The organism is Planomicrobium okeanokoites (genome assembly GCF_003428875.1).
Taxonomy (GTDB): domain Bacteria; phylum Bacillota; class Bacilli; order Bacillales_A; family Planococcaceae; genus Planococcus; species Planococcus okeanokoites.
The window spans coordinates 1-26,116 of the sequence record NZ_QQRS01000004.1; the positions used below are offsets into that span (position 1 = coordinate 1).

General features: G+C 46.1%; 27 protein-coding genes and 8 tRNA genes. 3 read left to right on the top strand and 32 right to left on the bottom strand.

The window, feature by feature from the left end:
• Positions 1 to 186: 186 nt before the first annotated feature.
• The 22 genes from D2910_RS09875 to acpS form a co-directional block, all read right to left on the bottom strand.
• Positions 187 to 260: transfer RNA gene (locus D2910_RS09875), tRNA-Gly, on the bottom strand.
• 31 nt (positions 261 to 291) lie between these two features.
• A tRNA-Arg gene (locus D2910_RS09880) sits at positions 292 to 368 on the bottom strand.
• A gap of 15 nt (positions 369 to 383) precedes the next feature.
• Positions 384 to 469, bottom strand: a tRNA-Leu gene (locus tag D2910_RS09885).
• 113 nt (positions 470 to 582) lie between these two features.
• Positions 583 to 657: transfer RNA gene (locus D2910_RS09890), tRNA-Gln, on the bottom strand.
• 7 nt (positions 658 to 664) lie between these two features.
• A tRNA-Asp gene (locus D2910_RS09895) sits at positions 665 to 740 on the bottom strand.
• A gap of 3 nt (positions 741 to 743) precedes the next feature.
• Positions 744 to 820: transfer RNA gene (locus tag D2910_RS09900), tRNA-Met, on the bottom strand.
• Positions 821 to 1,075: 255 nt separating this feature from the next.
• A tRNA-Glu gene (locus D2910_RS09905) sits at positions 1,076 to 1,150 on the bottom strand.
• A gap of 4 nt (positions 1,151 to 1,154) precedes the next feature.
• A tRNA-Asn gene (locus D2910_RS09910) sits at positions 1,155 to 1,229 on the bottom strand.
• A gap of 240 nt (positions 1,230 to 1,469) precedes the next feature.
• On the bottom strand, positions 1,470 to 1,922 hold the full coding sequence (locus tag D2910_RS09915) for a SprT family protein (RefSeq protein ID WP_084243021.1): 453 nt from the start codon (positions 1,920 to 1,922) through the stop codon (positions 1,470 to 1,472).
• A gap of 63 nt (positions 1,923 to 1,985) precedes the next feature.
• On the bottom strand, positions 1,986 to 4,142 hold the full coding sequence (locus D2910_RS09920; protein WP_117313406.1) for a Tex family protein: 2,157 nt from the start codon (positions 4,140 to 4,142) through the stop codon (positions 1,986 to 1,988).
• A 54-nt stretch (positions 4,143 to 4,196) separates the two neighbouring features.
• Entirely contained in the window at positions 4,197 to 4,796 is a 600-nt protein-coding gene (locus tag D2910_RS09925; protein WP_084243023.1) for a PP2C family serine/threonine-protein phosphatase, read from the bottom strand.
• Positions 4,796 to 5,578 carry an RNA polymerase sigma factor SigB gene (sigB, locus tag D2910_RS09930; protein WP_084243024.1) on the bottom strand — a complete coding sequence of 261 codons (783 nt, stop codon included), beginning with the start codon at positions 5,576 to 5,578 and terminating at the stop codon, positions 4,796 to 4,798. Before sigB ends, D2910_RS09925 begins: the two co-directional genes overlap by 1 nt.
• Positions 5,556 to 6,026 (bottom strand): anti-sigma B factor RsbW, encoded by a 471-nt coding sequence (gene rsbW, locus D2910_RS09935; protein WP_084243025.1) that lies wholly within the window; start codon positions 6,024 to 6,026, stop codon positions 5,556 to 5,558. Before rsbW ends, sigB begins: the two co-directional genes overlap by 23 nt.
• Position 6,027: 1 nt before the next feature.
• Complete coding sequence (locus tag D2910_RS09940) at positions 6,028 to 6,357, bottom strand: anti-sigma factor antagonist (protein ID WP_084243392.1); 330 nt, start codon at positions 6,355 to 6,357, stop codon at positions 6,028 to 6,030.
• 108 nt (positions 6,358 to 6,465) lie between these two features.
• Positions 6,466 to 7,467 (bottom strand): PP2C family protein-serine/threonine phosphatase, encoded by a 1,002-nt coding sequence (locus D2910_RS09945; RefSeq protein WP_084243026.1) that lies wholly within the window; start codon positions 7,465 to 7,467, stop codon positions 6,466 to 6,468.
• A gap of 12 nt (positions 7,468 to 7,479) precedes the next feature.
• On the bottom strand, positions 7,480 to 7,881 hold the full coding sequence (locus D2910_RS09950) for an anti-sigma regulatory factor (RefSeq protein ID WP_084243027.1): 402 nt from the start codon (positions 7,879 to 7,881) through the stop codon (positions 7,480 to 7,482).
• 2 nt (positions 7,882 to 7,883) lie between these two features.
• Positions 7,884 to 8,246 carry an STAS domain-containing protein gene (locus tag D2910_RS09955; RefSeq protein WP_071152217.1) on the bottom strand — a complete coding sequence of 121 codons (363 nt, stop codon included), beginning with the start codon at positions 8,244 to 8,246 and terminating at the stop codon, positions 7,884 to 7,886.
• Entirely contained in the window at positions 8,243 to 9,073 is an 831-nt protein-coding gene (locus tag D2910_RS09960) for an RsbT co-antagonist protein RsbRA (RefSeq protein WP_084243028.1), read from the bottom strand. The genes D2910_RS09955 and D2910_RS09960 overlap by 4 nt, the downstream gene beginning before the upstream one ends.
• A 212-nt stretch (positions 9,074 to 9,285) precedes the next feature.
• The gene (locus D2910_RS09965) at positions 9,286 to 9,636 is read right to left on the bottom strand and encodes a type II toxin-antitoxin system PemK/MazF family toxin (RefSeq protein WP_033543552.1); all 351 of its coding nucleotides are present in this window, start codon (positions 9,634 to 9,636) and stop codon (positions 9,286 to 9,288) included.
• A 4-nt stretch (positions 9,637 to 9,640) separates the two neighbouring features.
• Positions 9,641 to 9,925 carry a transcriptional regulator gene (locus D2910_RS09970; protein ID WP_084243029.1) on the bottom strand — a complete coding sequence of 95 codons (285 nt, stop codon included), beginning with the start codon at positions 9,923 to 9,925 and terminating at the stop codon, positions 9,641 to 9,643.
• A gap of 101 nt (positions 9,926 to 10,026) precedes the next feature.
• Entirely contained in the window at positions 10,027 to 11,142 is a 1,116-nt protein-coding gene (gene alr, locus D2910_RS09975; protein ID WP_117313407.1) for an alanine racemase, read from the bottom strand.
• On the bottom strand, positions 11,126 to 11,512 hold the full coding sequence (acpS, locus tag D2910_RS09980) for a holo-ACP synthase (RefSeq protein ID WP_117313408.1): 387 nt from the start codon (positions 11,510 to 11,512) through the stop codon (positions 11,126 to 11,128). The genes alr and acpS overlap by 17 nt, the downstream gene beginning before the upstream one ends.
• 68 nt (positions 11,513 to 11,580) lie before the next feature.
• Here acpS and D2910_RS09985 point away from each other — a divergent pair, with 68 nt between their 5' ends.
• Complete coding sequence (locus tag D2910_RS09985; protein ID WP_084243032.1) at positions 11,581 to 12,189, top strand: rhomboid family intramembrane serine protease; 609 nt, start codon at positions 11,581 to 11,583, stop codon at positions 12,187 to 12,189.
• Between the two features lie 26 nt (positions 12,190 to 12,215).
• Here the strand turns inward: D2910_RS09985 and D2910_RS09990 are convergent, their stop codons facing one another.
• The 7 genes from D2910_RS09990 to D2910_RS10020 form a co-directional block, all read right to left on the bottom strand.
• The gene (locus D2910_RS09990; RefSeq protein WP_117313633.1) at positions 12,216 to 13,745 is read right to left on the bottom strand and encodes a PH domain-containing protein; all 1,530 of its coding nucleotides are present in this window, start codon (positions 13,743 to 13,745) and stop codon (positions 12,216 to 12,218) included.
• Positions 13,738 to 14,217 carry a PH domain-containing protein gene (locus tag D2910_RS09995; protein ID WP_117313409.1) on the bottom strand — a complete coding sequence of 160 codons (480 nt, stop codon included), beginning with the start codon at positions 14,215 to 14,217 and terminating at the stop codon, positions 13,738 to 13,740. The genes D2910_RS09990 and D2910_RS09995 overlap by 8 nt, the downstream gene beginning before the upstream one ends.
• Positions 14,218 to 14,388: 171 nt before the next feature.
• A complete protein-coding gene (gene cshA, locus D2910_RS10000; RefSeq protein ID WP_117313410.1) occupies positions 14,389 to 15,903 on the bottom strand; it encodes a degradosome RNA helicase CshA in 1,515 nt (504 codons plus the stop codon).
• A gap of 334 nt (positions 15,904 to 16,237) precedes the next feature.
• Positions 16,238 to 16,936 (bottom strand): alpha/beta hydrolase, encoded by a 699-nt coding sequence (locus D2910_RS10005; protein WP_117313411.1) that lies wholly within the window; start codon positions 16,934 to 16,936, stop codon positions 16,238 to 16,240.
• A gap of 14 nt (positions 16,937 to 16,950) precedes the next feature.
• Entirely contained in the window at positions 16,951 to 18,312 is a 1,362-nt protein-coding gene (locus tag D2910_RS10010; protein WP_117313412.1) for a UDP-N-acetylmuramoyl-tripeptide--D-alanyl-D-alanine ligase, read from the bottom strand.
• A gap of 13 nt (positions 18,313 to 18,325) precedes the next feature.
• On the bottom strand, positions 18,326 to 19,396 hold the full coding sequence (locus D2910_RS10015) for a D-alanine--D-alanine ligase (RefSeq protein ID WP_117313413.1): 1,071 nt from the start codon (positions 19,394 to 19,396) through the stop codon (positions 18,326 to 18,328).
• 150 nt (positions 19,397 to 19,546) lie between these two features.
• On the bottom strand, positions 19,547 to 20,317 hold the full coding sequence (locus tag D2910_RS10020; protein ID WP_117313414.1) for a hypothetical protein: 771 nt from the start codon (positions 20,315 to 20,317) through the stop codon (positions 19,547 to 19,549).
• A gap of 159 nt (positions 20,318 to 20,476) precedes the next feature.
• On the opposite strand from D2910_RS10020, the gene D2910_RS10025 reads away from it, so the two are divergent.
• Positions 20,477 to 21,664, top strand: coding sequence for an FtsW/RodA/SpoVE family cell cycle protein (locus D2910_RS10025; protein ID WP_084243038.1), 1,188 nt, complete (start codon positions 20,477 to 20,479; stop codon positions 21,662 to 21,664).
• A 532-nt stretch (positions 21,665 to 22,196) separates the two neighbouring features.
• Here the strand turns inward: D2910_RS10025 and D2910_RS16910 are convergent.
• Positions 22,197 to 22,337, bottom strand: coding sequence for an Lmo0850 family protein (locus D2910_RS16910; protein WP_165850170.1), 141 nt, complete (start codon positions 22,335 to 22,337; stop codon positions 22,197 to 22,199).
• Between the two features lie 293 nt (positions 22,338 to 22,630).
• Here D2910_RS16910 and D2910_RS10030 point away from each other — a divergent pair, with 293 nt between their 5' ends.
• Positions 22,631 to 23,806, top strand: a complete 1,176-nt coding sequence (locus tag D2910_RS10030; protein WP_084243039.1) for an MFS transporter — start codon at positions 22,631 to 22,633, stop codon at positions 23,804 to 23,806.
• A gap of 23 nt (positions 23,807 to 23,829) precedes the next feature.
• On the opposite strand, the gene D2910_RS10035 is transcribed toward D2910_RS10030, so the two are convergent.
• Both D2910_RS10035 and D2910_RS10040 read right to left on the bottom strand, forming a co-directional pair.
• Positions 23,830 to 24,687 (bottom strand): SDR family oxidoreductase, encoded by an 858-nt coding sequence (locus tag D2910_RS10035; RefSeq protein WP_117313415.1) that lies wholly within the window; start codon positions 24,685 to 24,687, stop codon positions 23,830 to 23,832.
• Positions 24,688 to 24,783: 96 nt separating this feature from the next.
• Positions 24,784 to 26,082: an MFS transporter gene (locus D2910_RS10040; RefSeq protein WP_117313416.1), complete on the bottom strand. Its 1,299-nt coding sequence runs from the start codon at positions 26,080 to 26,082 to the stop codon at positions 24,784 to 24,786.
• Positions 26,083 to 26,116 lie beyond the last annotated feature (34 nt).

Genomic DNA, 26,116 nt, shown 5'->3' on the forward strand with positions numbered 1-26,116 from the left:
AGCGTTCGTCCTGAGCCAGGATCAAACTCTCCATTATAGAAGTAGTTGATTGCTCAATACTGCTGGCGCATCGCCGTTCCGAAGAACGCACGATTCGCTTTGATCTGCACAAGTGCTGATCAGTAGATTGTTTATTGACGTTTTGCTGTTCAGTTTTCAAGGTTCAAAATTCAAAGTTAAAAATTATGGAGCGGGTGAAGGGAATCGAACCCTCATCATCAGCTTGGAAGGCTGAGGTTTTACCACTAAACTACACCCGCATAAAGTTTGTATTATATAGAAGAAAAAGATTGGCGCGCCCGAGAGGACTCGAACCTCTAACCGCTTGATTCGTAGTCAAGTACTCTATCCAATTGAGCTACGGGCGCAATCGGAATACGCTATGGTGCGGCCGAGAAGAGTCGAACTTCCACGGGATTTCTCCCACTAGGCCCTCAACCTAGCGCGTCTGCCATTCCGCCACGACCGCATATTATTTTAGAGACAAATTATATTATAACCATTCGTCGACCTTAAGTCAACAATAACCTTCGAGGATCAATCGGCAATATATTCATCTTCTTTATTCTATATAAATAAAAATGGCTGGGGTACCTGGATTCGAACCAGGGCATGACGGGATCAAAACCCGTTGCCTTACCGCTTGGCTATACCCCAATAAAAATGGCGGTCCCGACCGGGATCGAACCGGCGATCTCCTGCGTGACAGGCAGGCATGTTAACCGCTACACCACGGGACCATTTGGTTGCGGGGGCAGGATTTGAACCTGCGACCTCCGGGTTATGAGCCCGACGAGCTACCGAACTGCTCTACCCCGCGATAATAGTATATAGTGAGTACTTTCATACTCGATGTTCCGGTAGTTGACACCTGCATCGGCTTCGCCTGCTTCGGTGTTACTCACCGTCTTCGTGCGGTTCGTTGCTCTACCCCGCGATAATAATATTTACAATGTCTCTCTCGTATTTCTACGACGTCTAATCAGTATAACACTGTACGCAACTTAATGCTTGAAGAAATGAAATATGTTATTCAAAGATAATTCATTATGTATAAATTTCTAAGAAATAATAATGGTGACCCCTACGGGATTCGAACCCGTGTTACCGCCGTGAAAGGGCGGTGTCTTAACCGCTTGACCAAGGGGCCATTCTGGCTCCGAAGGTAGGACTCGAACCTACGACCATCGCATTAACAGTGCGGTGCTCTACCACTGAGCTACTTCGGAATAATGTTTTAAGTACTTGTCGACTTTTTCTATTATAAAGAGCGCCGAGAGAATCGTCAACTACTTTTCAACAAATAATTTTATATTTAAATTCCCGGCATATTAAATGCCGCAACGAAAAAGAAGATCCCCAACTTCGAGGACCTTCTTGAGAATCGGCTAAAATATCTTCGAGGAATTTTTCCAGCTTACAAGATTGAAAAATTCCCGAAACCAATCACATGTATTTTTATCAAAGGATTATTTCATAGCCAGCTTTCCCGAACATCTGCCGCAGCGATACTTCTCGGTATTCATCCGGATCTTGCGGATATAGTCGGTCTGGCACGAAACGCATTGATAAATATAACGCTTTGCCGTCTGGCGTTTGCCATTCTGTTCAATGTGCGAACAAAATCTCGGTGAGCCGGTCAGCTTTAAAAGATTCCGGAAATCTGCGTCGCGGTGCTTATAGCCTTTCCCTTCCAAATGAAGATGATAATGACAAAGCTCGTGCTTGATAATCCCTTCCAGCTCTTTATAACCGAATTTCTCATATGAGCTTGGATTGATTTCGATATTATGCGAGCGAAGCATATAGCGGCCGCCCGTAGTGCGAAGTCTGGAATTGAAAATACCTTTGTGGATGAATGGCTTCTTGAATATCGTTTCAGAGATTTCCTCTATTAATCCTGTCAGTTCGTAATCAGTCATTCGGATTCCCCTGTTTCATTATTATAGAAAATGGCCGTCCCGAATTGCAGAACGGCCATCTAGTTAAATCTGTTCTTTCGGCTGAAGCATCGTCAAAGCGATGCGCCCTTTGTCTTTTTCCACTTTTTCCACCCAAGCAGTCACGATATCGCCTACAGCGACGACTTCAAGCGGGTGTTTCACAAAACCTTTTTTCAGTTTCGAGATGTGGACGAGCCCATCCTGTTTCACGCCGATGTCTACAAACGCCCCGAAATCGACGACATTGCGGACGGTTCCCTGAAGCTCCATCCCCGGCAGCAAGTCTTCCATCTTCAAAATGTCACTTTTCAATAGTGGCTGCGGGAATTCATCGCGCGGATCACGGAATGGTTTTTTTAACGCATCCAATATATCCTGTAATGTGATTTCGCCGACTTCCAGTTTCTCTGCAAGCTCTTTTACATCCAAACCATCCAGCTTTTCAGCAGTCTCAGGCTTACCGACGTCTTTTTTATCGGCGTCGACCATTTCCAGCAGTTTTTCAGCTACCGCATAACTTTCGGGATGTATGCCTGTAGCATCCAACGGATTCTTCCCTTCCGGAATTCTCAGGAAACCGATTGCCTGTTCATAAGTTTTGGCACCGAGGCGCGGAATTTTCTTCAATTGGACGCGTGAAGTAAAGCGCCCGTTTTCATCACGCACTTTAATGACGTTTTCAGCCACCGTCTTACTTAAACCGGCTACATACTGAAGCAATGAAGAAGAGGCTGAATTCACATTGACCCCAACTTGGTTTACCGCTGTTTCTACAACAAATGTCAATTGGTCAGCCAATTTCTTTTGAGAAACGTCGTGCTGATACTGCCCCACGCCTACTGCTTTGGGATCGATTTTCACCAGTTCCGATAATGGATCCTGCAATCGGCGGGCAATTGACGCGGCACTCCGTTCTTCTACTTGAAGATCCGGAAACTCGGCTCGTGCGATATCCGATGCGGAATAAACACTGGCACCCGCTTCGTTTACGATGACATAAGAGATGTCAGCAGCGCTTCCAGAAATGAAATCCGCCACGAATTGTTCCGTCTCCCTCGAAGCCGTGCCGTTTCCGATAGCCATAATCTCAATCGGATACTTGTCAGTTAGGCGTTTCATAGTCTTTTTCGCACCTGCCTGGTCATTTTTCGGCGCATGAGGGTAAATAACAGCAACTTCCAGTAATTTACCAGTTTCGTCAATTACGGCTAATTTACAGCCAGTCCGGTATGCAGGGTCCACCCCTAATACCATTTTGTTTTTCATTGGCGGCTGCAATAAAAGATTACGCAGGTTTTCGGAAAAGATATGAATTGCCTGCGTTTCGCCTTTTTCACTGAGTTCATTTCTGATTTCGCGCTCTACGGACGGTTGGATCAGCCGTTTATAGCTGTCTTCAATCGCTTGTTCCAAGTAAGGCACGGTATTTCCTGAACCTGTGATCCATTTCCTCTTCATCAAAGTGATGATCCGGTCAGCCGGCGGATTGATCGCGACTTTCAGTACATTCTCCTTTTCGCCGCGATTGATCGCCAAAATACGGTGAGGTACGATTTTTTGGATAGCTTCTTCGTATTCATAGTACATTTCAAAAACCTGTTTTTCATCGTCATGGTCTTTTTTGACGGCAGTAGCGATCATTCCATCTTTTCTCGTCATATACCGGATTTTCTCCCGAATATCCGCATCATCCGCGAAAAGTTCGGCCAAAATATCTTGTGCTCCTTGAAGTGCTTCTTCGGCATCCGCCACTTCTTCGCTGATGAATTCGGAAGCTTTTTTCAGGACGTCGCCATTGCCTCCTTCGAAAAGCCAGTCAGCTAGCGGCTGCAAACCTTTTTCTTTTGCAATGATTGCTTTTGTCCGGCGTTTTTGTTTATAAGGGCGATACAGATCCTCCACTCGTTGAAGAACCGTTGCCTCCTGAATCTCCTTCTCAAGCTCCGGAGTCAATTTTTCCTGTTCAGTGATCGAACGGATGATTTCTATTTTTCGTTGTTCAAGATTTTGTATATAAGTATAACGGTCATCAATCGCTTTAATCTGAACTTCATCAAGTGAACCCGTCGCTTCTTTGCGGTAACGGGCGATGAACGGGACGGTATTGCCGTCTTCGATCAAAGCGATAACCTGTGCCACCTGATTGGGGCGCACATCTGTCTCTTTAGCGATCAGGCTTTGGATTTGTTGTGATTCCATCAAAACACTCTCCTTTATTTCCACTCTATTTTACCACACAAAAAAGAAGCCCACTCATTTGAGCAGGCTTCCTGTTATGAATGTCGCGTCGTCACCGGTTTGAATGGTGGCGAGAATATCGTAATACAATTGTTCAGGGAATCCTGAACGGCGCATCAAACTTTTCGGATTGCGCAATTCCACACCATCCGAGTGGATGAGGAATAAGTCATCTTCCACATAAGTGTAGAGCTGTGTGTGCAATTTTTGGGGACGTCCGGAAAGATACCCCATTACCGGGAGCGGATAGATCATTTCATCTGTCCCTTTTCGGTAAAGATAGAACCGGATATTCCCGACGCAGCTGTACTCAAGGGTCTTGCTCTTAAAGTCCACTTTAAAGATGGCAACCGCTGCGCCTCTTTTTTGCACCATCAAATCATTAAAACGGTTCATCAGACTGTCTATCGATTCGTGGTGATGTTCTCTCAGAATTTGCGGGATGACCTGCGAAGATTCTCTCGCAATAGGCCCACTCCCTAGACCATCGGCTACTGAGCAAATAAAGTAATCATCGGTTAAGACTGTGTGATAGCTGTCCCCGGATTCAAAATTACCTTTTTTTGCTTCATTGAAGATACAGGCGTCAATAAACTTGTGACGAATTTTTTCCACTACGAAACTCCACCCGCCGCTAATATGGCTTCCTGTAATTTCTTGATGGCCTTGCGCTGCAGGCGAGAAACATGCATTTGCGAGATACCCAGTTTATCGCCGGTCTCTTTTTGGCTCAGCTGCTCTATGTAGGTGTACTGGATGATTTGCTTCTCGCGTTCGGAAAGCACATTCATCGCATTGGCCACCAACATGCGCTGATCCGCTTTTTCATACCCATCGTCTTCTTGTCCGACAACGTCAAATAAAGTAACGGTGCTTCCGTCTGAATCGGCCTCCAAGGAATGGTCCATGGACAGAGCTTGATAGCTTTTTCCCATTTCCATCGCTTCAAGTACGTCGTCCTCTTCGACATCAAGATATTCTGCAATTTCCCAAACTTGCGGGGAACGCTGGAGCTCACTCGTCAATACTTCTACAGTCGCTTTGATTCGCGGCCCTAATTCCTTGATTCTCCGAGGCACATGAATCGCCCAGGTCTTATCGCGCAGGAATCGTTTGATTTCACCGATAATAGTCGGGACAGCAAACGCTTCAAAACTGCGGCCAAATGAAGGGTCATATCTTCTGATAGCACCCAGAAGCCCCAGCATGCCCACTTGCGCTATGTCCTCGTGGTAAGATTTACCATTCGAGTATTTGCGCGCAATGGATTCCACAAGTCTTTTGTAATTATTTACAAGATGTGTCTGGGCTTCCTCGTCTTCATTTTTCTGATAAGCCTCAATCCATTCCAATACCTGTTCTTTGGTAGGCTGATTAGGATGAGATCGTTTCGACATCCTCTTCCACCTGCTCTCCTCCAACATACTTTGTCATGAAGACTGTTACGCCTTCCTGATGATGGACTTTCACTTCATCCATTAATGTTTCGATCAAATACAGGCCAAGTCCTCCTTCACGAAGAAAATCCCCTTCAGCCTGATCGTGGTATGGACCCACTTTCGCTTTGGTTTCTTCAAAGTTGAAGCTTTGTCCGTGATCCGCTACCATAATTTCAATTTTATCTCCGTAAAGAGCGCAGCCAATTACAACTTCACCGTCTTCATCACCGCTGTAAGCGTGTTGGACAGCATTCGTAACAGCTTCACTTGAAGCAATTTTCAAATCTTCGATATCATCGTAGGAAAAGCCGATGCGGCTGGCCAGTCCCGAGATAGTCAATCTTGCAACACCGACGTATTGTGATTTGGCAGGGACACGCATTTCAACATAATCAAAAGGACGCATGTTAAATACCACCTTTTCCAGCTGATTCGATATCCATAATATCACCTAAGCCTGTAATATCGAAAAGCCGTTTTAAGCGGGCTGACAAACCACTCAATTTCAAATGTCCGCCCTGCGAGTTGACTGATTTATAAAAAGCTACAAAAACTCCCAATCCTGTACTATCCATATAATCGACATCTGAAAGATCCAATTCGGCATTCAGTGATTCTATATTTTGGTATGGTTCCAATTTCTCGCGCAGAACCGGCGCAGTATGCGCATCAATTTCTCCACGGACATATCCCTTAAGGACTTTATCTGACTCTTGCAAATCAACTTGAATATTCATCTTTTGACACCCCGTTTTTCTATGATTAACGTAAATTTAAAATAAACAAAAATTAAAAAAGCCACTGTAAGTTTGTTTACCACATTGCTGTGGCGGTTAAACATACAATCAGACTTTTTTGTAAATAACTAATGTAAAGTCATCGCTCAATTCTGCATTTTGCATGCGAACCAGTTCATCATAGACAAATTGGACAATCGTTTGGGCAGATTCATCTTTTTTGCGCAGGATCAGTTCGTTGATTACCTGGCGGTCGATAAACCCTTCAGCTGTCCGTCCTTCTGTAACTCCATCAGTCATTATGACGACCATATCATTTTTATCCAGTTTCACTTCTTTTTCTTCATAAGATGCCATCGGCGAAACACCAAGCAATAAACCTTTCACTGTCAGCTCTTCAAATTCACCGGTTTCGGCACGATAAATCATCGCTGGTTCGTGACCGGCTGAACCATAAGTCAATACGCCAGTTTCCGCTTCATATCTTCCATAGAACATGGAAACGAACATGAAATCGTCGACGCTCTTTTCAACAATCCGGTTGATGGTACTCAACACTTCGCTTGGAAACGCTGTTGAATCGTTCAGACTGTCCATCCCGAATTTCACCATGGACATGCATAGAGCAGCCGGGAGGCCTTTACCGATTACATCGGCAACCGCAATTCCGGCGTGCCCTTCACCGCCACTGATGAAATATATGTAGTCTCCGTTCATTTTGCGCAGCGGAACAGAAAGGAGGCCTATATCCAGACCATCCAGAGACGGCATTGTCGTTGACAATAAAGTTTCCTGGACATTGGCGGCCAAATCCATTTCCACGCGCAACTCTTCCTGTTTCTGCAATAAGCTTTGCCGTTCCTGAAGAGCTAACCCGTAATTGATCATCATCTCAATCAGGAAATCAAAAGAATGCCAGACAGTTTCTGGCATATCTTCATATAATTCCTGCATTGCCGCTTTATGCATACTGATGACATCTTCAGGAGATGTATTTTCAGAAATAAGCTGACGGCTGAAATTCTGCCCGACGTAAAGGTTCTGCTCGGACTGGCGCTGCATATATTGGTTCAATATTTCCTTGTATTGACTGCCGATTTTTTGAACCATTAAGAATTCCCCCTATCGAAGCCACTTGGTAGCTCTTATATCTGTCCCTTCACCTAGGGTTGTTTCTATCTTAAAATCATCCATCAATCTTTTGACACCTGGCAGCCCGGCTCCAAGGCCTCCGGAAGTTGAAAAGCCATCTTCCATCACTTTACGGATGTCCGGTATCCCAGGTCCGTTGTCAGCCGCAATGATCAAGATGCCATTGATGCCGTTTTCTGTCAGGCGCTGAATCTCGATTCTTCCCTGGCCAGCATATAAATAGATGTTACGGGCAAGCTCGCTGATTGCCGTGGTGATACGAGCCTGGTCTACTGTGCCGAAACCCAACTCTTTAGCTACATTGCGGCCAAGTTGTCTGGCGGCTACAATATCCCATTCTGTTTGAATTTCCACTGAGGATTGGTTGCTCATCTTTAAGCCTCCAATTCCAATTGAAGTTTATCCAAACCGTTTTCTAAATCCAATGCTGTCATGACATCTTCAAGTCGAATTCCTAATTCGATCAAAGTGATAGCAACTGCCGGCTGGATACCTGTTATAACAACTCGCGCTCCCATTAGGCTTGACATGCTGATGACGTCTCCCAAAACTTTAGCGATGAAGGAATCGATGAAATCAATTGAAGTCAAATCGATCACTACACCACGGGCACTTGTTTCATGTAATTTAGTCAGTAAATCTTCCTGGAACTGTATGGCAGTCTGATCGTCCAATTCCCATTGAATGGAAACAATCAGCGTATCTCTCAGTTTTAATATCGGTATACGGACATTCATACTTCATCAACCTCCACAATTTTTCGATTTGTCCAAGCCAAAGCTTGTTCAACGCCGCGCTGCAATGTGCTCGTTGTGGTGAACTCATTCAGATTAATGCCCAGTGTAACAATCGTTTGGGCGATTTCCGGGCGAATGCCGACCAGCATACATTTCGCTCCGACCAAGCGGACAGCGTCAGCAGCCTGAATAATATGGTGGGCAACCATTGTATCAACTACAGGTACACCGGTGATATCAAGCAGAATCACTTCTGCCCGATGCTTAACTACACCCTCCAGAAGATTCTCCATGATGAGGCGGGCCCGTTCCGTATCAATTGTCCCTACAAGCGGCATAACCGAAACTTTATCAAAAACCGGAATCAATGAAGCGGAAAGTTCCTGTAAAGCAATCTTCTGAAGGCTTACTGTACGTTCCCAAGTTTTCGAATATGTATCGATGGTGCTGTCGCGGATAGGTGTGATCCACTTATTGAACTCTTCTGCAAAAGCGCGCAGATTGTCGCTATTGATAACACCGTCTCTTTCCATTCCAGCAAAAACAATTTCACCGAAGTGATTGATCGCTTTAGTGACGAATGTGATCGACCAGCCATAACGGACAACTTTTTCTGCAAAATCATTTAAGCGGCTTTCGTATGCCTGGTGGCTCTCCAATAGATTGGACGTCATCAGTTCTGCAAATTCACGGCTTGTTTGATCCATCAATTCCGCAGGCATCACTTCGAATGAACGCTCGCCTTTTTCGTTTTTCATCATTTCTTGCCAGTTGGAAATAATTTCAGTCATGTTCTCTTGAATATATCTTGCCATTTGCTTATTCATGTTTTTAAGGATCCTCCTTGGACTCTTGCAACTCTCTTTTAAGTTCCCCTGCACTGCCAACTCTTCTATTTTAAAGTTCTCTATCTTTTATTGTATCGGAAATATGCATTTTGCACATCTTTTTTATATCCCAGACCGGTTTTGAGCAGGCGATATTGCAAAAAACATCCGAAGAATAGGACTCTTCGGATGCTTTCATGGTGTATGTATACTTAGAACTTAACAAGTCCAACACTGATTTCTAATGCTTCATCCACTTTTTCCATCAATGCTTCATCAAGTTGGGTAATTTTATCCGTCAGCCGGGATTTGTCGATCGTCCGCAATTGCTCAAGCAATATCACCGAGTCCCGCTCGAAGCCATATTTCTTGGCATCGATTTCCACATGGGTAGGAAGTTTGGCTTTTTGGATCTGAGCTGTAATCGCCGCTATGATGACGGTCGGACTGAACCGGTTTCCTATATCATTTTGTATTACCAGCACCGGCCGGGTGCCACCCTGCTCTGACCCGACCACTGGTGATAATTCAGCAAAAAAAACGTCTCCGCGTTTTACAATCAAGTTGTCACCCTCCGCTTACGAGTCGCACGGTCATATGCTCCGCTTCGTACTCCGCATGAGAACATTCACAGGAAATCGAAAGATTGATCTGTGACATCTCGACGTAGCCCTTGATCATTGCTTCCCGAATATGATTTGAATCATACATGTTTTTCATGACACGCTGAGTGGAAACGTAAATATAATCTCCGTCTTCCTGAACCCGTTCATCTGAATGTGTAGTAAGTTCTGAAATCAATTGTTTCGGCAGTTTCACGACTACCTCTTTTGTCTTGGATCTCTCGTACACAGCTGACACCTCCGGAATACCGTTGTTCTCTCTGTTCTATATTTCTATTCTATAATCTTAACATCCCTGATGCCTTAAGGAAAGACAATTCTAGAAGTTCTTTATACCCCAATATAGAGTCTGGGCACCCGTTTTGTCAGGATACAGGGGATTTCATAAGGAATTGTCCCTAATTTTTCCGCCCATTCATCTATTAGAATTGCGTTGCCTTTTTGGGAACCGAGCAGCTGCACTTTTTCTCCCACAGGAAATTCGCCGGTCAGTCTGATCATGCATTGATCCATGCAAATGCGCCCAACTATCGGCATACGCTTGCCGTCCACCAGCACTTCCTGTCCTTGAAGGCCACGGATCAGCCCATCCGCATAGCCGATCGGCAAAGTGCCAATCCACTCATCTTCAGGGCAGGTGTAAGTTGCGCCGTAACTGAGTGTTTCACCTTTCATCACTTTCTTCACATGGACGATTTCCGTCTCCAGGCTCATCGCCTGCTTCAATTCGAAGGGCATTTCATGTTTCACAAAGCCTGACGGGGCAATTCCGTACATAGAAATACCGATTCGCACGGCATCGTATGCCAATTCCGGGTGCATGATTGCCGCGGCACTGTTTGAAACGTGAAAAATCAAGTTGCCGCCATTCCATTTTTCTTTAATCGCATTAATCCTTTCGACCTGTTTCAGAAATAAAGGATTCTCAGCTTCATCTGCCGTGGCGAAATGGGTATACAGCCCTTCCACTTCAAACGGATGCCCCCCGACAAATTCAAAAGCCGCTTCAGCCTCTTCCGGCTGAATACCGATCCGCCGCATTCCTGTATCAAATTTCAAGTGGATTTTCAGCGGACTGCTGCCGATAATCGCTCCAAGCTCCTGTGCGGCTGCGTTGAGCCATTCCATTGAATAGGCAGTCAGGTTCACATCGTGCTTTATCGCCGCTTCAATGAAATTCACCGGCGATGCGCCCAGCACCAGAAGTTCGGCGTCGATATGATTTTGCCGCAGATATAGTGCTTCGTCCGGTGTTGCCACAGCAAGCATGGAAGCACCGCTCTTCAATGCCTGGCGCGCAACTTCCAGCACGCCGTGGCCATAAGCATCCGCTTTGACGACAGCCATCAGGGCTGCACCGTTCGCCCGCTCTTTTAAATTACGCAGATTATGGTCGATTGCCGTTAAATCAATTATCGCTTTTGTCGGTCTATAGTTGGTCTCCATCTTTTTCCTCCGCCTGTATCTTTGACTGCAGCAGGATTTGCGCTGCCGCGTATTCTTTCGTATGGGTAATGGAAATCAAACCTTCTTCTTGATCTTTAAAATAAACGGAAGGCTTGCCATTCAAGTCTTTTCTTATCTCAATGTCCTTGAAAGAACAATTTTTACCGATTCCTGTCCCTTTCGCTTTTCCGAAAGCTTCTTTTGCAGCAAAACGTCCGGCAAGGAATTCTGTTTTCCTGTTGACAGACAAAAGTTCATATTCCACCAATTCGTTGTCCGTCAAAACGCGTTCACGAAATTTCGCGGACTTGCCGTCCAGCCGCCTGATGCGACCGAGTTCGACAATATCCAAGCCGATTCCAGTAATCATAGATGCTTCTCCTTTCAATCATAAACAGGAAAAAGGTATAATATTCAGTATGAAACAGAGGTGACGAAATGTTTATTCGCAGAGAAAGTTTTTCAGAGTATTTACGCTTATATCCTGTTGTATCCACATTGATCGCGATTAATGTTTTGATACATATTTTATCATGGATTCCTATTCTCGGCCCTACTATCTTCAATTACGGCGTCGGTTACAACCGATTGATCGCAGAAGGTGAATGGTGGCGCTTCATCACGCCGATGTTCTTGCACGGCGGCCTGATGCACTTGCTGTTCAATATGTTCTCGCTGTTCCTGTTCGGACCGGAGCTTGAGCGATTGACGGGCAAAGTCCGCTTCATCACAGTCTATGGGCTGGCTGGCCTATTTGCGACTGTTGCAACATACTTCCTTCAGCCGCTTGATTATCTGCATGTCGGCGCCAGCGGAGCGATCTTCGGCGTGTTCGGAGCTTACGGCGCATTATTGTATTACGGCGGCCGCGCACTGCCGCAATTAAAGCAGATCATTCTGCCGATTCTGGTCATCAGTGTCATCATGACGTTCCTAACGCCGAACATCAATGTTACGGCGCACATAGCCGGTATGATCACCGGATTCCTGATCGGACTTGGATTCTTCCATCCTAAACGGATAGTCAGCTGGAAAAATAAAAGATAGACAAAAAGATAAAAGGTCAGCTGGAATCATTCCGGCTGACCTTTTTGTTTAACTGAAATCGGCAATGGATGATACCAGTCGAGAATGCGGGTGGCATCATCTTTCTCCATATAATTGATGCGGGCTGAATAGCCAAGCATTCCGGATTTGATCGTCGCCTGGATGGAGGCGAGATCTTTCTTCCGCTGAAAATATGTTTGCAGCACATTGACCGCCTGCACTCTTTTTTTCCATACGTAGAATGTATGCTTGCTGAAGCCCCGGAACTCCATCGTCAATTGCCGGCCCGTGAGCGCATAACCTGTTGTGCGGTGCTGCCAAACGCCAATTGCAATAACCGGCGGCACAATCAGCAGCGACAGCAGCCCGTACGGGAAAAAGAAGTAACTCATGAGGCCGATCACCGGCAGCAGCCATAGAAAATCAAGCCGATAGTAAAAATGGACGCTTCGTTTTGGCGCTTTCGTCAGTTCAGGCTGAAATTGCATATCAGGGAATAACTCCGCCAAAATCGGCAGCATGCGGGCTTGTTTGACTAGCGGGAACAAGCGGATCTTTTCATCTTTTCCGCCCATCGACCCTCCTGCACTTTCAACTGTCACCACAGCGTAGCCAAATAATTCCCGCAGCGGATTTCTTGAAACTTTTATTCCTTGGATGCGCTTGAAAGGCACTGAGATTTTCTTCTTCTCAAGGAGGCCTCTTGTAATGTAAATGTGGTCGTCATCCACCTGGATGGTGAATTGATAATTCGCCAGCACGGTCAGGATCACGGAAATGATCCAGGCGACCAGAAGTCCGGCGAACACCGCCAGAGCTGCGATAAGATAACCGAAACGCAGAAACAGCATCACTTCTTCATAGATTGTTTCATAAGGGATCAAATCGCTGAACTGCGATAAAAAAACAGCCACAGCTGAAATCACGACGCCTATTCCACCTGAAGTGGTCGCAAGAATCAATAACTCTTTCATCGACATGCGGTAAAGAGTCTTCACTTCTTTTTTCGCCTCACCGGTTTCTTCCACGGATTCTTCAACCGCTTCATGCGGGCCCATAGTGGGTACACCCCGATGTTTAGCATGCTCCATTTCCTTTTCGATGCGATCCGCATCTTCACGGTTGATTGCCGTGAGTTCCGCTTCCGCCTCACCGATTTTGCCGGATCCCGCAGTTTCAACGCGGACCTTCACGAGATTGAACGGCCGGTGGAAAATTCCTTCTGTATAATTCAGGCTTTGAATCCGTTCAAATGGTATGTACCTCTTCTTCTTCACAAAAAGACCATATTCGATGCGCAATTCCCCGTCTTCAAACCAATAGACAAATCTCTTCCACTTGATGATCCCGATAATCAGCGAGAATAATACAACTACCAGCCCGATCAAAAGAGGCAGCAGACCGATCCATCCCTGACTGAACATGGCGCTCATGCCGCCGTCCCTGAAAATATTGACACCAAAAATCACGATGAACGGAATGATTAATTCCTTCAGGCTTTTCATGAAATTGATAAAAGCGGAAACCGGATGAAGTTTATAGCGAGTATCAGACATCATCTTCCGCCACCCTTGCCAAAGCCGAAATCATTCCCCGCAGCTCATCGGCTTCAGCCGTAATCAAAGCTGGAATCGTATGTGTGGTTGCAGCTGTGGAAATGGAAATTTCAGCCAAGTCATATCGCCGTAAAATCGGTCCCTGCTCCGTGTCCACATGCTGCACGCGCACCATCGGAACTAAAGTGCGTGTAACGATAAAAAGGCCATGCTGCAATTCGATTTCCTGTTCCCGCACTTCATAACGCCAGCGCTGCCAACGGATTTTCGGAAATAGGTATATCAGCAAAAAAGCGAATAACAGGAGCGCGCCGCCATAAGCAGCATAAAGCCACACCGGCCATTCAAAGAAATAAGTGAGTGCCGCGGCACCACCTGCCAATAATGCCAGAACAGCGGTTTCCATTATTCCATAAAGCCGCCAAACCGTTAGCCCTTTTCTTGAAATCCTGTTTTTAGGCTGATTATTCATATCCGATTCCCCATTCCATTCTTCTTATTCACAGTCTTTCATATTCTTCTATACGTTTCAATAGCGGGAAAGATTCGGGAGGTTTTATTTTCCGCCAAACTCTTTGCTGTGACAACGTAAAAAATAGCCCGCCAGCAGTTTCCTGCTGACGGGCTATTTGAAAAGTTGATCTTAAGATTCGTGACGGCGAGTGCGTCCTGGACGTCCTCCGCCAGATCCGCCAGATCCGCCTTCACGGCGGCGGCTAGCGCCTGAGCTTGCGCCGCGGCTTGCCGGACGGCCTGAGCCTGAAGAACGGTTGCCTTTATAACCGCCGCCTCCGCTGCTGCGTCCGCCTTTTCCTTTGTAGCCTCCGCCACCGCGTGATGGCAATGGACGCTCTTCAGAAATAGAAACTGGAACATCTTCCGGTTCTTTCGTCAAAGTTTTAAGAGCTGCTGCGATCAAGTCAACTGCATCATGCTTTTCAAGCATTTGCGTCGCGAAATCACGGTAGTCTCCAAGATTGTTCTTGTCTGTCATTTCAATCAATTGTTCCATAGCGACACGCTTTTGGCCAAGTACGGCTTCATCAGCAGTCGGTGGAACCAATGCTTCCATTTTCTTCTTAGTCGTGCGTTCAACGATGCTCAAGTAGCCCATTTCACGTGGTGTTACGAACGTGACCGCGACTCCTTTTTTACCTGCACGGCCAGTACGGCCGATACGGTGAACATAGCTTTCCGGATCTTGAGGAATATCAAAGTTGTATACGTGTGATACGCCTGAGATATCAAGTCCGCGGGCTGCTACATCAGTTGCAACCAGAATATCGACTTTTCCTGCTTTGAATTGCTTCAATACAGACATACGTTTCGCTTGGCTCAAATCGCCGTGAATTCCTTCAGCTACATAGCCGCGGATATTCAAAGCTTTCGCCAACTCATCAACACGGCGTTTAGTACGGCCGAAGATGATTGCAAGTTCCGGTTGCTGCACATTCAAAAGGCGTGAAAGAACGTCGAATTTTTCGCGTTCAACAGATTTAACATAGAATTGCTCGATGTTTTCAACTGTCATTTCTTTTGATTTGATCTTAACGATTTCCGGTGTTTTCATGAATTTCTCAGCAATGCGGCGGATTGCATCCGGCATAGTTGCTGAGAACAATAATGTCTGGCGTGTTTCAGGAACACTTGACATGATTGTCTGGATGTCTTCGATGAAGCCCATGTTCAACATTTCGTCAGCTTCGTCAAGGATCAATGTGTTGACATTGTCCAATTTCAGCGTGCGGCGGTTGATATGGTCCAAAAGACGTCCTGGCGTACCAACGATAATTTGCGGGCGGTTTTTAAGCGCGCGGATTTGACGTCCGATTTCCTGTCCGCCATAAACGGAAAGAATACGTACGTTTTTGTCCTGTCCGAGTCTGTAAAGCTCTTCAGAAACCTGAATAGCAAGTTCACGAGTTGGCGCAATGATCAATCCCTGTACGTTACCATCTTTAGTGTCGATCTTTTCGATCAACGGAATACCGAAGGCAGTTGTTTTACCAGTACCTGTCTGTGCCTGGCCGATGATGTCCTTGCCTTCCATACCAAGACGGATCGTACCTTCCTGGATTGGTGTTGCTTCTTCAAACCCCATGCGTCTTACGGACTTTAAAGTTGTTTCGCTGATATTTAACTCTGAAAATTTAACCAAATTTTTTCAATCTCCTTTTGTCTTCATCTTATTTACAAATGGTACACATTTTAGATGAATTCGTGACAAGGTCGAGCCTTTATGAGGAAGTTTCACGTCGAAAATCATACTCTGTAGTTTTAAGTTCAGAGGGATGTGTGAACAGAAAAAGCTCGGGCTTTGCCGAGCGGTCTGATCGGCGGGTGTTTCATGCCCAAAATATAGAACAAACCGTTTTGCTCAAAAAAATACTCTTCACAGGGAAGAGTGTTTCAAAAATGTATCCATTGCTCTAAATAGAATAACACGCTTCATAGGCACTTGCAATCAATACGCAAAGGTTCCATTAATCAGTTTATTCATGTTCTTTTGCCATAAAAGCCAAAACATGGGCAAACCATTCTTCACAATCGTCACTGTAGCATATGAGGTGCTTGCCGTTATCGGAATGGTAAATCTCCTTTTCCACAGAACCGATTTGATTGTAAATATGTTCAGCGGCGCTCAGGGGCACGATGCCGTCTTTTTTTCCCTGAACAATGCAAACCGGCAGCGTCAGTTTGTCGTAGTAAGGTTCGACCATCTTCACTACGCGCAAAAATTCGAAAGCCGAGCTTACCGGGGTATTCAATAATTTATATTCATATAAATGAAATAACGGATTCTGTGCAATCTGGCCTTTTACGGCATCCGCAGCTGCCAGCCTGATTTCCTCAAGCATTTGGCCCGCGCTGATGTACTTTACGGCTGCGCTCAATAAAACGATCTTCTCGATTTTATAGCGCATCGCCAAGTACATGGCAATAAGGCCGCCCATCGAAAAACCGACAATCATCACTTTGTCGGTCTGCTTCTTCAATTCCTTTAAAGCCAGTTCAGCAGCCATCATCCACGACTCCGCAGTCTTATTGCGGAGATCGAGAGTCTCTCCGTGGCCAGGCAAAGTCGGAATTTTTACCATCCAATCCGTCTTTTCTTCTATATAATCAGCAAACGGCTGCACTTCGAAAGGGCCCCCAGTAAAACCATGGATCATCAATACTCCGATTTTCAAAGTGCTTCCTTCTTTCAATCAGTTTCGATAAAGGGGTCGATAATATTTTCGAGAGCCATGCCACGCGATCCTTTTACTAAAATGACGGATTTCGCGGATATCGATTTGTCGAGAAAATCGATAATCGGCTGATAATCATCTTTGCTCCAAATCAGCTTCCCTTCAAACGTATCCTGAAGTTTGGTGTAAAGCCATTCCATACGCGGACCATATAAGCAGACGCCATTGATCTCCGAATTGATGGACTTGGCGATCGCTTCATGGTATTCCTGTTCCTGGTCGCCGAGTTCAAGCATGTCTCCAAGTACGACCCACTTATCGTCTTTCATCGTTGTTTCGCGGATGAAGTTCAATGCCGCTTTCATGGAAGAGGGCGCGGCGTTATAGGCGTCGTTGATGAAAGTGGCTCCGTCTTTCGCGGGAACCATCTGCATGCGCATATCAGTCAGCGCGGCATCTTTCAGAGACTTTCGGATATCTTCCTCCGTCAATCCTGCCTCGAGCGCTATCAAAATTGCCGATAATGTATTTTTCACCTGGTGGTCTCCGAGAACCGGAATGGTGAATGTCGCGTCAATAATGCCGCTCACCATGAATGTGCTGCCGTTCTCCGTCGCCCGTATATCCGTCACTGTCAATTCATTATTATCATCAAAGCCGAATGAAACAGCTTGCGGGAAATTCTCGACAAAAGGTTTCAGCAGCGGCTCATCACCGTCATAGAATAATTTGCCGTGCGTTTCAAGGCCGGCTGTAATTTCGAATTTCGCCTGGGCGATTCCTTCTCGGGAACCCAGGTCCTGCATATGCGCTTCACCAATATTAGTGATGACCGCATAGTCAGGACGCGCCAATTCCGACAAGAACTCGATTTGCCCATATCCGCTCATCCCCATTTCAAGGACAGCGAATTTCGTATCTTCTTCAAGGGACAGTATCGTAAGCGGCAAGCCCAGTTCATTATTGAAATTACCTTGGGTTTTCTGCACTTTGAAATAAGGCTTCAGCACGCTTGCCACCAGATCCTTAGTCGAAGTTTTGCCGTTCGATCCAGTAATCCCGATCACTGTCACAGGCAATTCGTCACGGTACGCCCGCGCCATTTCCTGCAGCGCTTTTTGACAATCATCGACGATCAGAATCGGCAGGTCGTCCGGAGGAGAAGGTTCATCGCGCTGCCATAGAGCCGCAGATGCGCCAGCTTCGATCGCATGGCGTACATATTGATGGCCATTGACTTTTTCGCCGCGGAACGGCACAAAAAGATCGCCTTTTTTAAGCGTCCGTGTGTTGATCGAAACGCCGGTGATTTCAATGCCTTTTAAATTTGTTTTAACATCCAGCCATTTGGCTACTTGTTCTATCTTCTTTTTCATTAGGTTTCTCCACTCAATCCATTTTTACTTGTAGTAATTGTTTTTCCTCATAGCGTTCTATTGCAAGTTCGATCAGCTTTTCAATTAAATCCGGATACGCCAGACCGGTGTTTTCCCACAATAACGGAAACATGCTGAAAGGCGTGAATCCCGGAAGGGTGTTGACTTCATTGATCAGAATCTCGTTGTCCGCAGTCACAAAGAAGTCTGCACGCACAAGACCCGAACAATCCAGTATCTTGAATGCCTTCTTCGCCGAAGCCACCAATTGTGCATAGACTTCTTCCGGAAGTTCGGCCGGGATGATCATCGCCGTATTGCCGTCTTTATATTTCGCCTGGTAATCGTAGAATGCTTTTAATGGCTTGATCTCACCGGCAACTGAACATTCCGGTGCATCATTGCCCAGTACGCCGATTTCAATTTCGCGTGCAACGACTCCTTGCTCAACGACGATTTTACGGTCGAATTTCAAAGCTTCGTCTATTGCCGCAATCAGTTCCTCTTCGGTTTCAGCTTTGTTGATGCCTACGCTCGATCCCAGATTGGCCGGTTTTACGAATACTGGCCATTCCAGTTCAGACGTGATTTTTTTTACTAATGCCGCCTGGCCGTTTTTCCACTCTCTTCTTATAAAATACACGTAAGGCGTTTGTTTCAAACCAGCGATCTCGAATAATTGCTTCATCACCACTTTATCCATGCCGGCAGAAGAAGCCAGTACACCATTTCCAACATATGGAAGGTTCATCACTTCGAGCATGCCTTGCACTGTTCCGTCTTCGCCATTTGGTCCGTGAAGCAGCGGAATGATGACATCAAGGCCTTTTTCAGGTTCCGCCGGAAGAAAACCGGAGATGTCGTTAGGTGCCGAGCCGCCTTGTTCGAGCTGCAATTGCTCGATGCTTCCTGCCGGTCCTTCAAGAGAAGCGCCTTTACGCCATTCCCCTTCCTGTGTAATGTAAACCGGATAGACTTCGTATTTTTCAAAATTCAAGGCTTTCGTTACCGCCTGTGCCGTTGAAAGGGAAACTTCATGTTCTGCTGATTTTCCACCATATAATAAACCGATTCTTTTTTTCATCCCAATAAACCTCATTTCGTTTTCCAATATGCTCTAGTTTATCACGAACAGGATTAGACGAAAAATTTTTACCTGCATGTATCGAAAGAAATTACACTTCAGCAAATTGAAAAAGCTGCCGATATCGATCGGCAGCACCAGGCATTACTTTTACTTCCACTGTTTCAGTTTACGGTCATAAACCACTTTCCGTTCAATCTTCTGCTTGGTGTATTCACTGATGTCCGTCCAGAAATCATCCATAAAAGAGACCTCTTCTATTTGACGGATATGCAATTCCACCGTGTTCTTGGTTTTTTCAGGATCAGCCAGGGAAATCAGGATCCCTTCGCGGTAATACCCCTTCATTTCCTTCAGGATATCCACCGGCAATTCAGGAATCATATCTTTCGATTTCCGCCGCCAGAAATTCTGGCCGTGATCTTCGCGCCGAATCGATTGGATAAAGTAATTGCCGACCAATTCGTTCAGACGCTCCATGTTTCGGAAATAGATTTTGGTGGTCTGCTCATCTTCACTCGATAAGTATACGAAATCATTCAATAAAGTTGAGTAAAAAGGCGGCCGCATCGGTTCTTTCTTATGGCCTATATATAGGAGTTCGGCCTGTTCCTGCGGGGTCAGAGAATTGACTTGTTTCTCACTGCGGAAATCAATCCAGCAGAATTCACCTGTTTTAGCGGCCCGGGACTTGCGCAGTTCCGGAAATTCCTCCTGAGAAGCAAACTCCATTTGAGTGTGCATATTATAGGAAGCATCCTGATACGAGTGCTTCAGCAACAGCAGATTCTTGGGCATCCGGACAGCATTCATAAACTGGGCGAAGGTCAGGCCACTGAACAAGGCAAATTGGTCAGCATCGTTTAGATAGATGTAAAGATGCTGAACATAATGTTCTGTATTATTCACTTTCTTCACCATTTCCTTCACTCCATTCTTCCCTCATTATACGGGCAGTCATATTAAATATGAAACATCTAAGCTCGAGCGGCGTCATTACTTTTGTAATGCGCATAAACTGTAAGAATAAGTTATAATGTAAATCGACTCTCAATAATAAAAAAGTACAGGTGAATCTAAATGCAGACAAATAAAAGCTTTGCCGACCGGATCGACTGGTCGCTCGCTTTCATATTATTCCTTTTTTTCATTGTCAGCCTGATTGCGATCTCTTCCGCGCAGACTTCAGGCCAATACGCTGTTAATTTTGTGCCAAGACAAGGTTTATTCTATATTATTTCCATCGGCATGATCGGTGTCCTCATGTATTTCGATCCGGAACAGTATAAGAAAATGGCTTATTACCTCTACGGCTTCGGTATTCTTTTACTGATCCTCTTGATGCTTGCACCGGCAGGTCCGGGCCAGATCGGCGAACCGGTCAACGGCGCGAAAGCCTGGTTCCATACCCCTTTTGTCAATATACAGCCGGCCGAGTTCATGAAAACCTTCTATATATTGGCTTTGGCCAAAATGATTTCAGCGCATCATGAGAATAACGCTTTGAAAACAATTAAAACTGATTTATTTTTATTGGGGAAAATAGGTTTTTTCCTTATGGTTCCGCTCGCCTTCATCCTTCAACAGCCCGATATGGGTACAGCTCTCGTGTTTATCGCGATTACGCTCGCAATTATTGTCGTCGCAGGTATATCATGGAAAATCATCCTGCCGAGTTTCGGCGGAGTCGCTGTTATCGGTGCAACTTTATTGTGGATGACCCTCAATATGCAGGAATTTTTAACCAATACATTCGGCATCCAGCGGTATGCCTTTGCCCGCATCTACACCTGGCTTGACCCATACTCTTACGCGGACGGTGAAGGATATAACCTGATAGCAGCTATGAATGCCATCGGATCCGGCGAAGTTTTCGGAAAAGGTTACCAGGGGCGCGAAGTTTATGTGCCGGAAAATCATACCGACTTCATCTTTACCGTAATTTCCGAGGATTTCGGATTTATCGGCGCCAGCGCTGTCATCATCCTGTTCTTTATGCTGATTTATCATCTGACAAAAATCACACTTCAACTGAAGGATACGTTCAGCACTTATGTCTGCGCAGGGATTATCGCCATGGTGACGTTCCACGTATTCCAAAACATAGGGATGACAATCCAATTATTGCCAATTACTGGTATCCCGTTGCCATTCATCAGCTACGGGGGAAGTTCACTGATCGGGAATATGCTCGCGATCGGAATTGTCTTCAGCATGAAGTTCCACCACAAAACATATATGTTCGGCAACGATAAAGAAGACCAATAAAAACTCCGACGCTGCTCGCGTCGGAGTTTTTAAGCTTGTTGAGAAAGACAAAATTTTTAACTTCGATGTTCCGCAAAACAGCTTCGCTTTCCGGTGGGCTCGCACTGAGCTAACTTGGTCTCGTTCCACTTCGCCCGAGTGGATCTCAGCACTTCACTTGGTCCACCGGGAGTCTTCGCTGTTTTGCTCCATATCTCAATTCGCTTTCTACAATAGAAAAGTCTTTTACTTTTAGTATCTGAAGAAGATGACCCTTCAGTTCAGACAAAACAAAAATGAAGCGCCAGGCGGCGAAGGGCAAAGATGTGCTCCTGCATCGCTGTGCTGCTTCGTCGCAAAGACTTGTCCTCGCAAGCTTCGGCCAATGTCTTTCCTGCGGGAACCAGAGCGTGTCCTGAGACCCCGGAGCGAGCAAAGCGAGTAAGAAGGCTCAGGCCGCTCCCCGCGGAACGCGTCCGCCTAAAGCATAATGAGTTGAGAAGTGTCGGTTTCTCGACAGCCTGAAAAACTCCGACGCAAAAGCGTCGGAGTTTTACATTTCAGATTGAGCTCTTGGGGGTTGTGGTAATGCAAGTGCTTTCAGTAATTCGGTGCGTGATTTAGTGATTTTTGCTTGGATTCCAAGTTTCGATAAATTTGAAACAATATTGCGAACCTCTACTTCCTTCGCCATCCATATCACCTCTCCGTAGTCATTCATTTATAATAACGTATGTAACTCCTGAAAAGATTCATCTAAACAGGTAAATAGTTGACTTTTCTGTGTCTATGTATATAATACCATCTTTTCAAGCTTTTAAACTTTTCATTTTCATTACAAAATTGCACTTTTGTAAATCTTCCAGTTCTCTTGATCAAGGGGTCAGGATCATAATTTGAGATATCGGTGCCATTCCTTCATTTACCTTCTCAGCGAACAGGAGTAAACTGAAAGCACAGCCTTTTTAGAAAGCGGGAAATTATTTTATGAAGAAAACTATTTTGTTGCTGATGTCCGTCCAGTTTTTCGTGTATCTCGGATTCGGTATTATCATCCCGATCCTGCCTGAAGTGATCGTCCAGCAGGGCTACAGTGAGATCCATGTCGGCGGCCTCATTACCATCTACGCGCTCTCCTCTTTTTTTACAGCTCCATTATGGGGGAAACTGTCAGACCGTACCGGCAGAAAGAAATTGATTTTGACAGGTCTCGCCGGGTTCAGCTTGAGCTTTTTCCTGTTTTCGCTGTTTCTGGATAATCTCACGCTTTTATATCTATCACGTATTGTCGGGGGACTTTTTTCCGGTGCCTTGTATACAGCGGTAACAGGTTATGTTGCCGATATAACAACCGATGAAGAACGCAATAAATACATGGGCTTCCTCGGGATGTCAATCGGCCTGGGATTCATTTTCGGCCCGGCTATCGGCGGTTTGCTTGGAGCAGTTTCACTTTCTCTGCCGTTCACCGTCTCGGCTGTGCTGATTTTGCTTCTCATGGCCTACGCAAGCTTTGTATTGAAAGAGCCTGTCCGGCAAGGTGAAGCCACAAAACGCGCTTTGCTTCCGAAAGGCGCCAGCACTCTTTGGCAGTTCCGGGTCCGTTACCTGTTCCTGATGTCGTTCATGGTGACTTTCCTGCTTGCCGGCCTGGAATCGACGTTCCAGCTGTTCCAGATCGATCAGATTGAAATCACGCCGCTTCAGCTCGGCTATCTGTTCATGGCGAGCGGGTTTGTCGATGCGGCAATCCAAGGCGGTGTTGTCCGCAAGATTAAAGACGGCGCTGAAACGAAATGGATCATCGGAGCCCAAATCGTTACGGCTGCCGGTTTGCTGCTGCTGCCCTTTACCACAAGCCTGCTGTTTGCAGGAGTTGCTTTAAGCATTTTCACAGCCGGCAATGCACTTGCCCGGACAGCATTGGTTTCATTGACTTCAAAAGAATCCGGCGGCAAATATGGAACAGCTGCCGGCATGACCTACTCTATGGATAATATGGGGCGCATCATCGGTCCTTTGTTCTTCACTTGGCTGTTGACGATGCAAGCCGGCGCCATCTATTATTTATCCGGTGCATTGGCGATTGCCAGCATCCTGCTGATCGTCCTTTACCGTGGTTCTTCGAAAAGCGCATCAGAAAAAGCAAGCACCCCAGCGTAATGGAGGTGCTTGCTTTTTTATGGTTAATAAGGTGTGCCGCCGTTAATGTGCAGAACCTGCCCTGTTACATAGGAAGAATCATCGGACGCCAGGTAAACATAGCCCGGTGCAAGTTCATCGGGCTGGCCAGGACGCCCAAGCGGTGTCTGGCTTCCGAATCCTTCGACTTCATCAGCCGGGAACGACGCCGGAATGAGCGGCGTCCAGATAGGACCCGGCGCCACGCCGTTGACACGGATGCCTTCTTCCGCGAGTGACCCTGATAAAGCTCGGGTGAATGCGAGTATCGCACCTTTTGTTGACGAATAGTCGATCAATGTCGGTTCACCCCGGAAAGCGGTGATTGACGTAGTATTGATGATCGAGGCTCCGCGTTCCATATGTTCAAGCGCCGCTTTCGTCAAATAGAACATACTGAATACATTTGTGCGGAAAGTGCGTTCCATCTGCTCAGCGGTGATATCTTTCAATGACTTTTGGACATGCTGTTCCGCCGCATTGTTCACTAGGACGTCCAATCCACCGAATTCATCCACCACTTTTTGCACGCTTTCTTTACAGAAGGACTCATCACCGACATCCCCGGCGATTAAAATACATTTCCCGCCTTCTTGTTCAATCAGGCGTTTTGTTTCTTCCGCGTCTTCATGTTCATCCAGATACAGAACAGCGACATCCGCCCCTTCTTTGGCAAAGGCAATGGAAACCGCACGGCCGATTCCGCTGTCACCGCCCGTAATCATAGTTTTTTTGCCGGGCAGGCGCTGCGCCTGCCCCGCCAGATTCTTGGCAAAATCAGGTGCGGGATCCATCTCACTTTCAAATCCGGGTTGCCGGTCCTGCTCTTGGCCCGGCACTTTTTTCGGCTTATCCTTATCCATCGCGAATCATCCTTTCCAGATTTATATGTCTTTGTGGATTTTCCCCTTTTGGATAATCGTAAACATGGCCAGCCGTCTTAGCGGAGCACTTCTTTTTTATTTCTGCAGGTCAGGAGCTGCCGGAATAAAATCCTGATCGAGCTCCGGATGAGCCTGTTTCAAAATTGAAGGACGCATCATGAAGCTCGTCAATACGATCAGGCAAAGGCTGCTGCCGATAACGACGTACTCGGCCGGCACGAGATCATACAACAATCCGAAAATCAGATATCCGAGCGGCATCATCGCCATGGCCATCGATTCCAGGATGCCGAAAACACGACCGCGGTATTCTTCTTCGACATCCTTTTGCATCATGACGCCGATCGGTGTGTTGACAAATACATTCGTGACACCGAAAACCAGCATCAGCACCAGAAAGAAAACGACGGATCCGTTGTAGGACAGGTCAACCATCAGCGGCAAGGCAAGTCCGGCAAGGAGAACCGACATGACCAGTATCCCCCTTTTTGAAAAGCGCAACGGAAATTTCACTTCTTTGCCTACCGAGAAATAGATGGAAGCTAATAGCATCCCTACTGCAATCATCGCTTCGATGAAGCCGAAATGCGTCGCCTCGATTTTCAGTTCCTGGACCGCGATAAACGGCAGCCCGATCATCAGTGCGGAAAAGAAGAAATTGATTCCGACAGCAACCGTCACGATCACCATGACCACCCGGTTCGATTTCAAATAGACAAAACCTTCTTTCATGCCAGCAGCCATCGATTTTTTAACAGCTCCAGCGGTTTCTGCAATCCGGTTCGTAAACAATTTGAAGTTCATCGTAGACTCAAGAACTACAGCCACTAAATAAGCGGCCACCTGGATGATCAGAAACACGTTCATCGAAACGAACCCGAACAGGATCCCTCCGACAACCGGTCCGCCGATCGTAGCGATCGCGATGGCCGATTGATTGAAACCCATCGCCTTTTGAATACGGTCAGCATCTATCAGGTTCGCGATGGCTGAAGAGAATGTCACACTCGCAAACATGGAACTGACAGAAATCAGAGCAGTCGTCGTGTAGATCGCCGGCAGCGACAAACCTGCATAGATGCTGTAGACCAGCAAACCGGCAACTGCCAAAGCACTGGCCAGCTGCGCTAAAATGACGATCATTTTCTTCGAGTAATTATCCGCGATATACCCGGCAAATGGCGCAAGCAGCGTTCTCGGCAAAATGCTGCAGATCAAATTGAGCGCAAAATTGGCGGCTGATCCCGTGAGCGCAAGTACATATAAACTGATGCCGAAAGCGTAAACGGAACTGCCGAACGTCGAGATAAGCTTACTGATGGTAAACGTGTACAAATGATAAGTAGCTTTGCTGATTTTTGCTGCTTCGCTCATTTTTTTCACTCTCCATTTTCAAAAGTTTAATTTA

Bases quoted from the DNA above. Each gene is read 5' to 3' on its own strand.
- D2910_RS09915 (WP_084243021.1), bottom strand. From the start codon at position 1,922: ATGACTGATTACGAACTGACAGGATTAATAGAGGAAATCTCTGAAACG.
- D2910_RS09920 (WP_117313406.1), bottom strand. From the start codon at position 4,142: ATGGAATCACAACAAATCCAAAGCCTGATCGCTAAAGAGACAGATGTG.
- sigB (WP_084243024.1), bottom strand. From the start codon at position 5,578: ATGTCGAAACGATCTCATCCTAATCAGCCTACCAAAGAACAGGTATTG.
- rsbW (WP_084243025.1), bottom strand. From the start codon at position 6,026: ATGCGTCCTTTTGATTATGTTGAAATGCGTGTCCCTGCCAAATCACAA.
- D2910_RS09940 (WP_084243392.1), bottom strand. From the start codon at position 6,357: ATGAATATTCAAGTTGATTTGCAAGAGTCAGATAAAGTCCTTAAGGGA.
- D2910_RS09945 (WP_084243026.1), bottom strand. From the start codon at position 7,467: ATGGTTCAAAAAATCGGCAGTCAATACAAGGAAATATTGAACCAATAT.
- D2910_RS09950 (WP_084243027.1), bottom strand. From the start codon at position 7,881: ATGAGCAACCAATCCTCAGTGGAAATTCAAACAGAATGGGATATTGTA.
- D2910_RS09955 (WP_071152217.1), bottom strand. From the start codon at position 8,246: ATGAATGTCCGTATACCGATATTAAAACTGAGAGATACGCTGATTGTT.
- D2910_RS09960 (WP_084243028.1), bottom strand. From the start codon at position 9,073: ATGAATAAGCAAATGGCAAGATATATTCAAGAGAACATGACTGAAATT.
- alr (WP_117313407.1), bottom strand. From the start codon at position 11,142: ATGGAGACCAACTATAGACCGACAAAAGCGATAATTGATTTAACGGCA.
- acpS (WP_117313408.1), bottom strand. From the start codon at position 11,512: ATGATTACTGGAATCGGCTTGGATATTGTCGAACTCGGTCGCATCAGG.
- D2910_RS09985 (WP_084243032.1), top strand. From the start codon at position 11,581: ATGTTTATTCGCAGAGAAAGTTTTTCAGAGTATTTACGCTTATATCCT.
- D2910_RS09990 (WP_117313633.1), bottom strand. From the start codon at position 13,745: ATGTCTGATACTCGCTATAAACTTCATCCGGTTTCCGCTTTTATCAAT.
- D2910_RS09995 (WP_117313409.1), bottom strand. From the start codon at position 14,217: ATGAATAATCAGCCTAAAAACAGGATTTCAAGAAAAGGGCTAACGGTT.
- D2910_RS10010 (WP_117313412.1), bottom strand. From the start codon at position 18,312: ATGAAAAAGAAGATAGAACAAGTAGCCAAATGGCTGGATGTTAAAACA.
- D2910_RS10015 (WP_117313413.1), bottom strand. From the start codon at position 19,396: ATGAAAAAAAGAATCGGTTTATTATATGGTGGAAAATCAGCAGAACAT.
- D2910_RS10020 (WP_117313414.1), bottom strand. From the start codon at position 20,317: ATGGTGAAGAAAGTGAATAATACAGAACATTATGTTCAGCATCTTTAC.
- D2910_RS10025 (WP_084243038.1), top strand. From the start codon at position 20,477: ATGCAGACAAATAAAAGCTTTGCCGACCGGATCGACTGGTCGCTCGCT.
- D2910_RS16910 (WP_165850170.1), bottom strand. From the start codon at position 22,337: ATGGCGAAGGAAGTAGAGGTTCGCAATATTGTTTCAAATTTATCGAAA.
- D2910_RS10030 (WP_084243039.1), top strand. From the start codon at position 22,631: ATGAAGAAAACTATTTTGTTGCTGATGTCCGTCCAGTTTTTCGTGTAT.
- D2910_RS10035 (WP_117313415.1), bottom strand. From the start codon at position 24,687: ATGGATAAGGATAAGCCGAAAAAAGTGCCGGGCCAAGAGCAGGACCGG.
- D2910_RS10040 (WP_117313416.1), bottom strand. From the start codon at position 26,082: ATGAGCGAAGCAGCAAAAATCAGCAAAGCTACTTATCATTTGTACACG.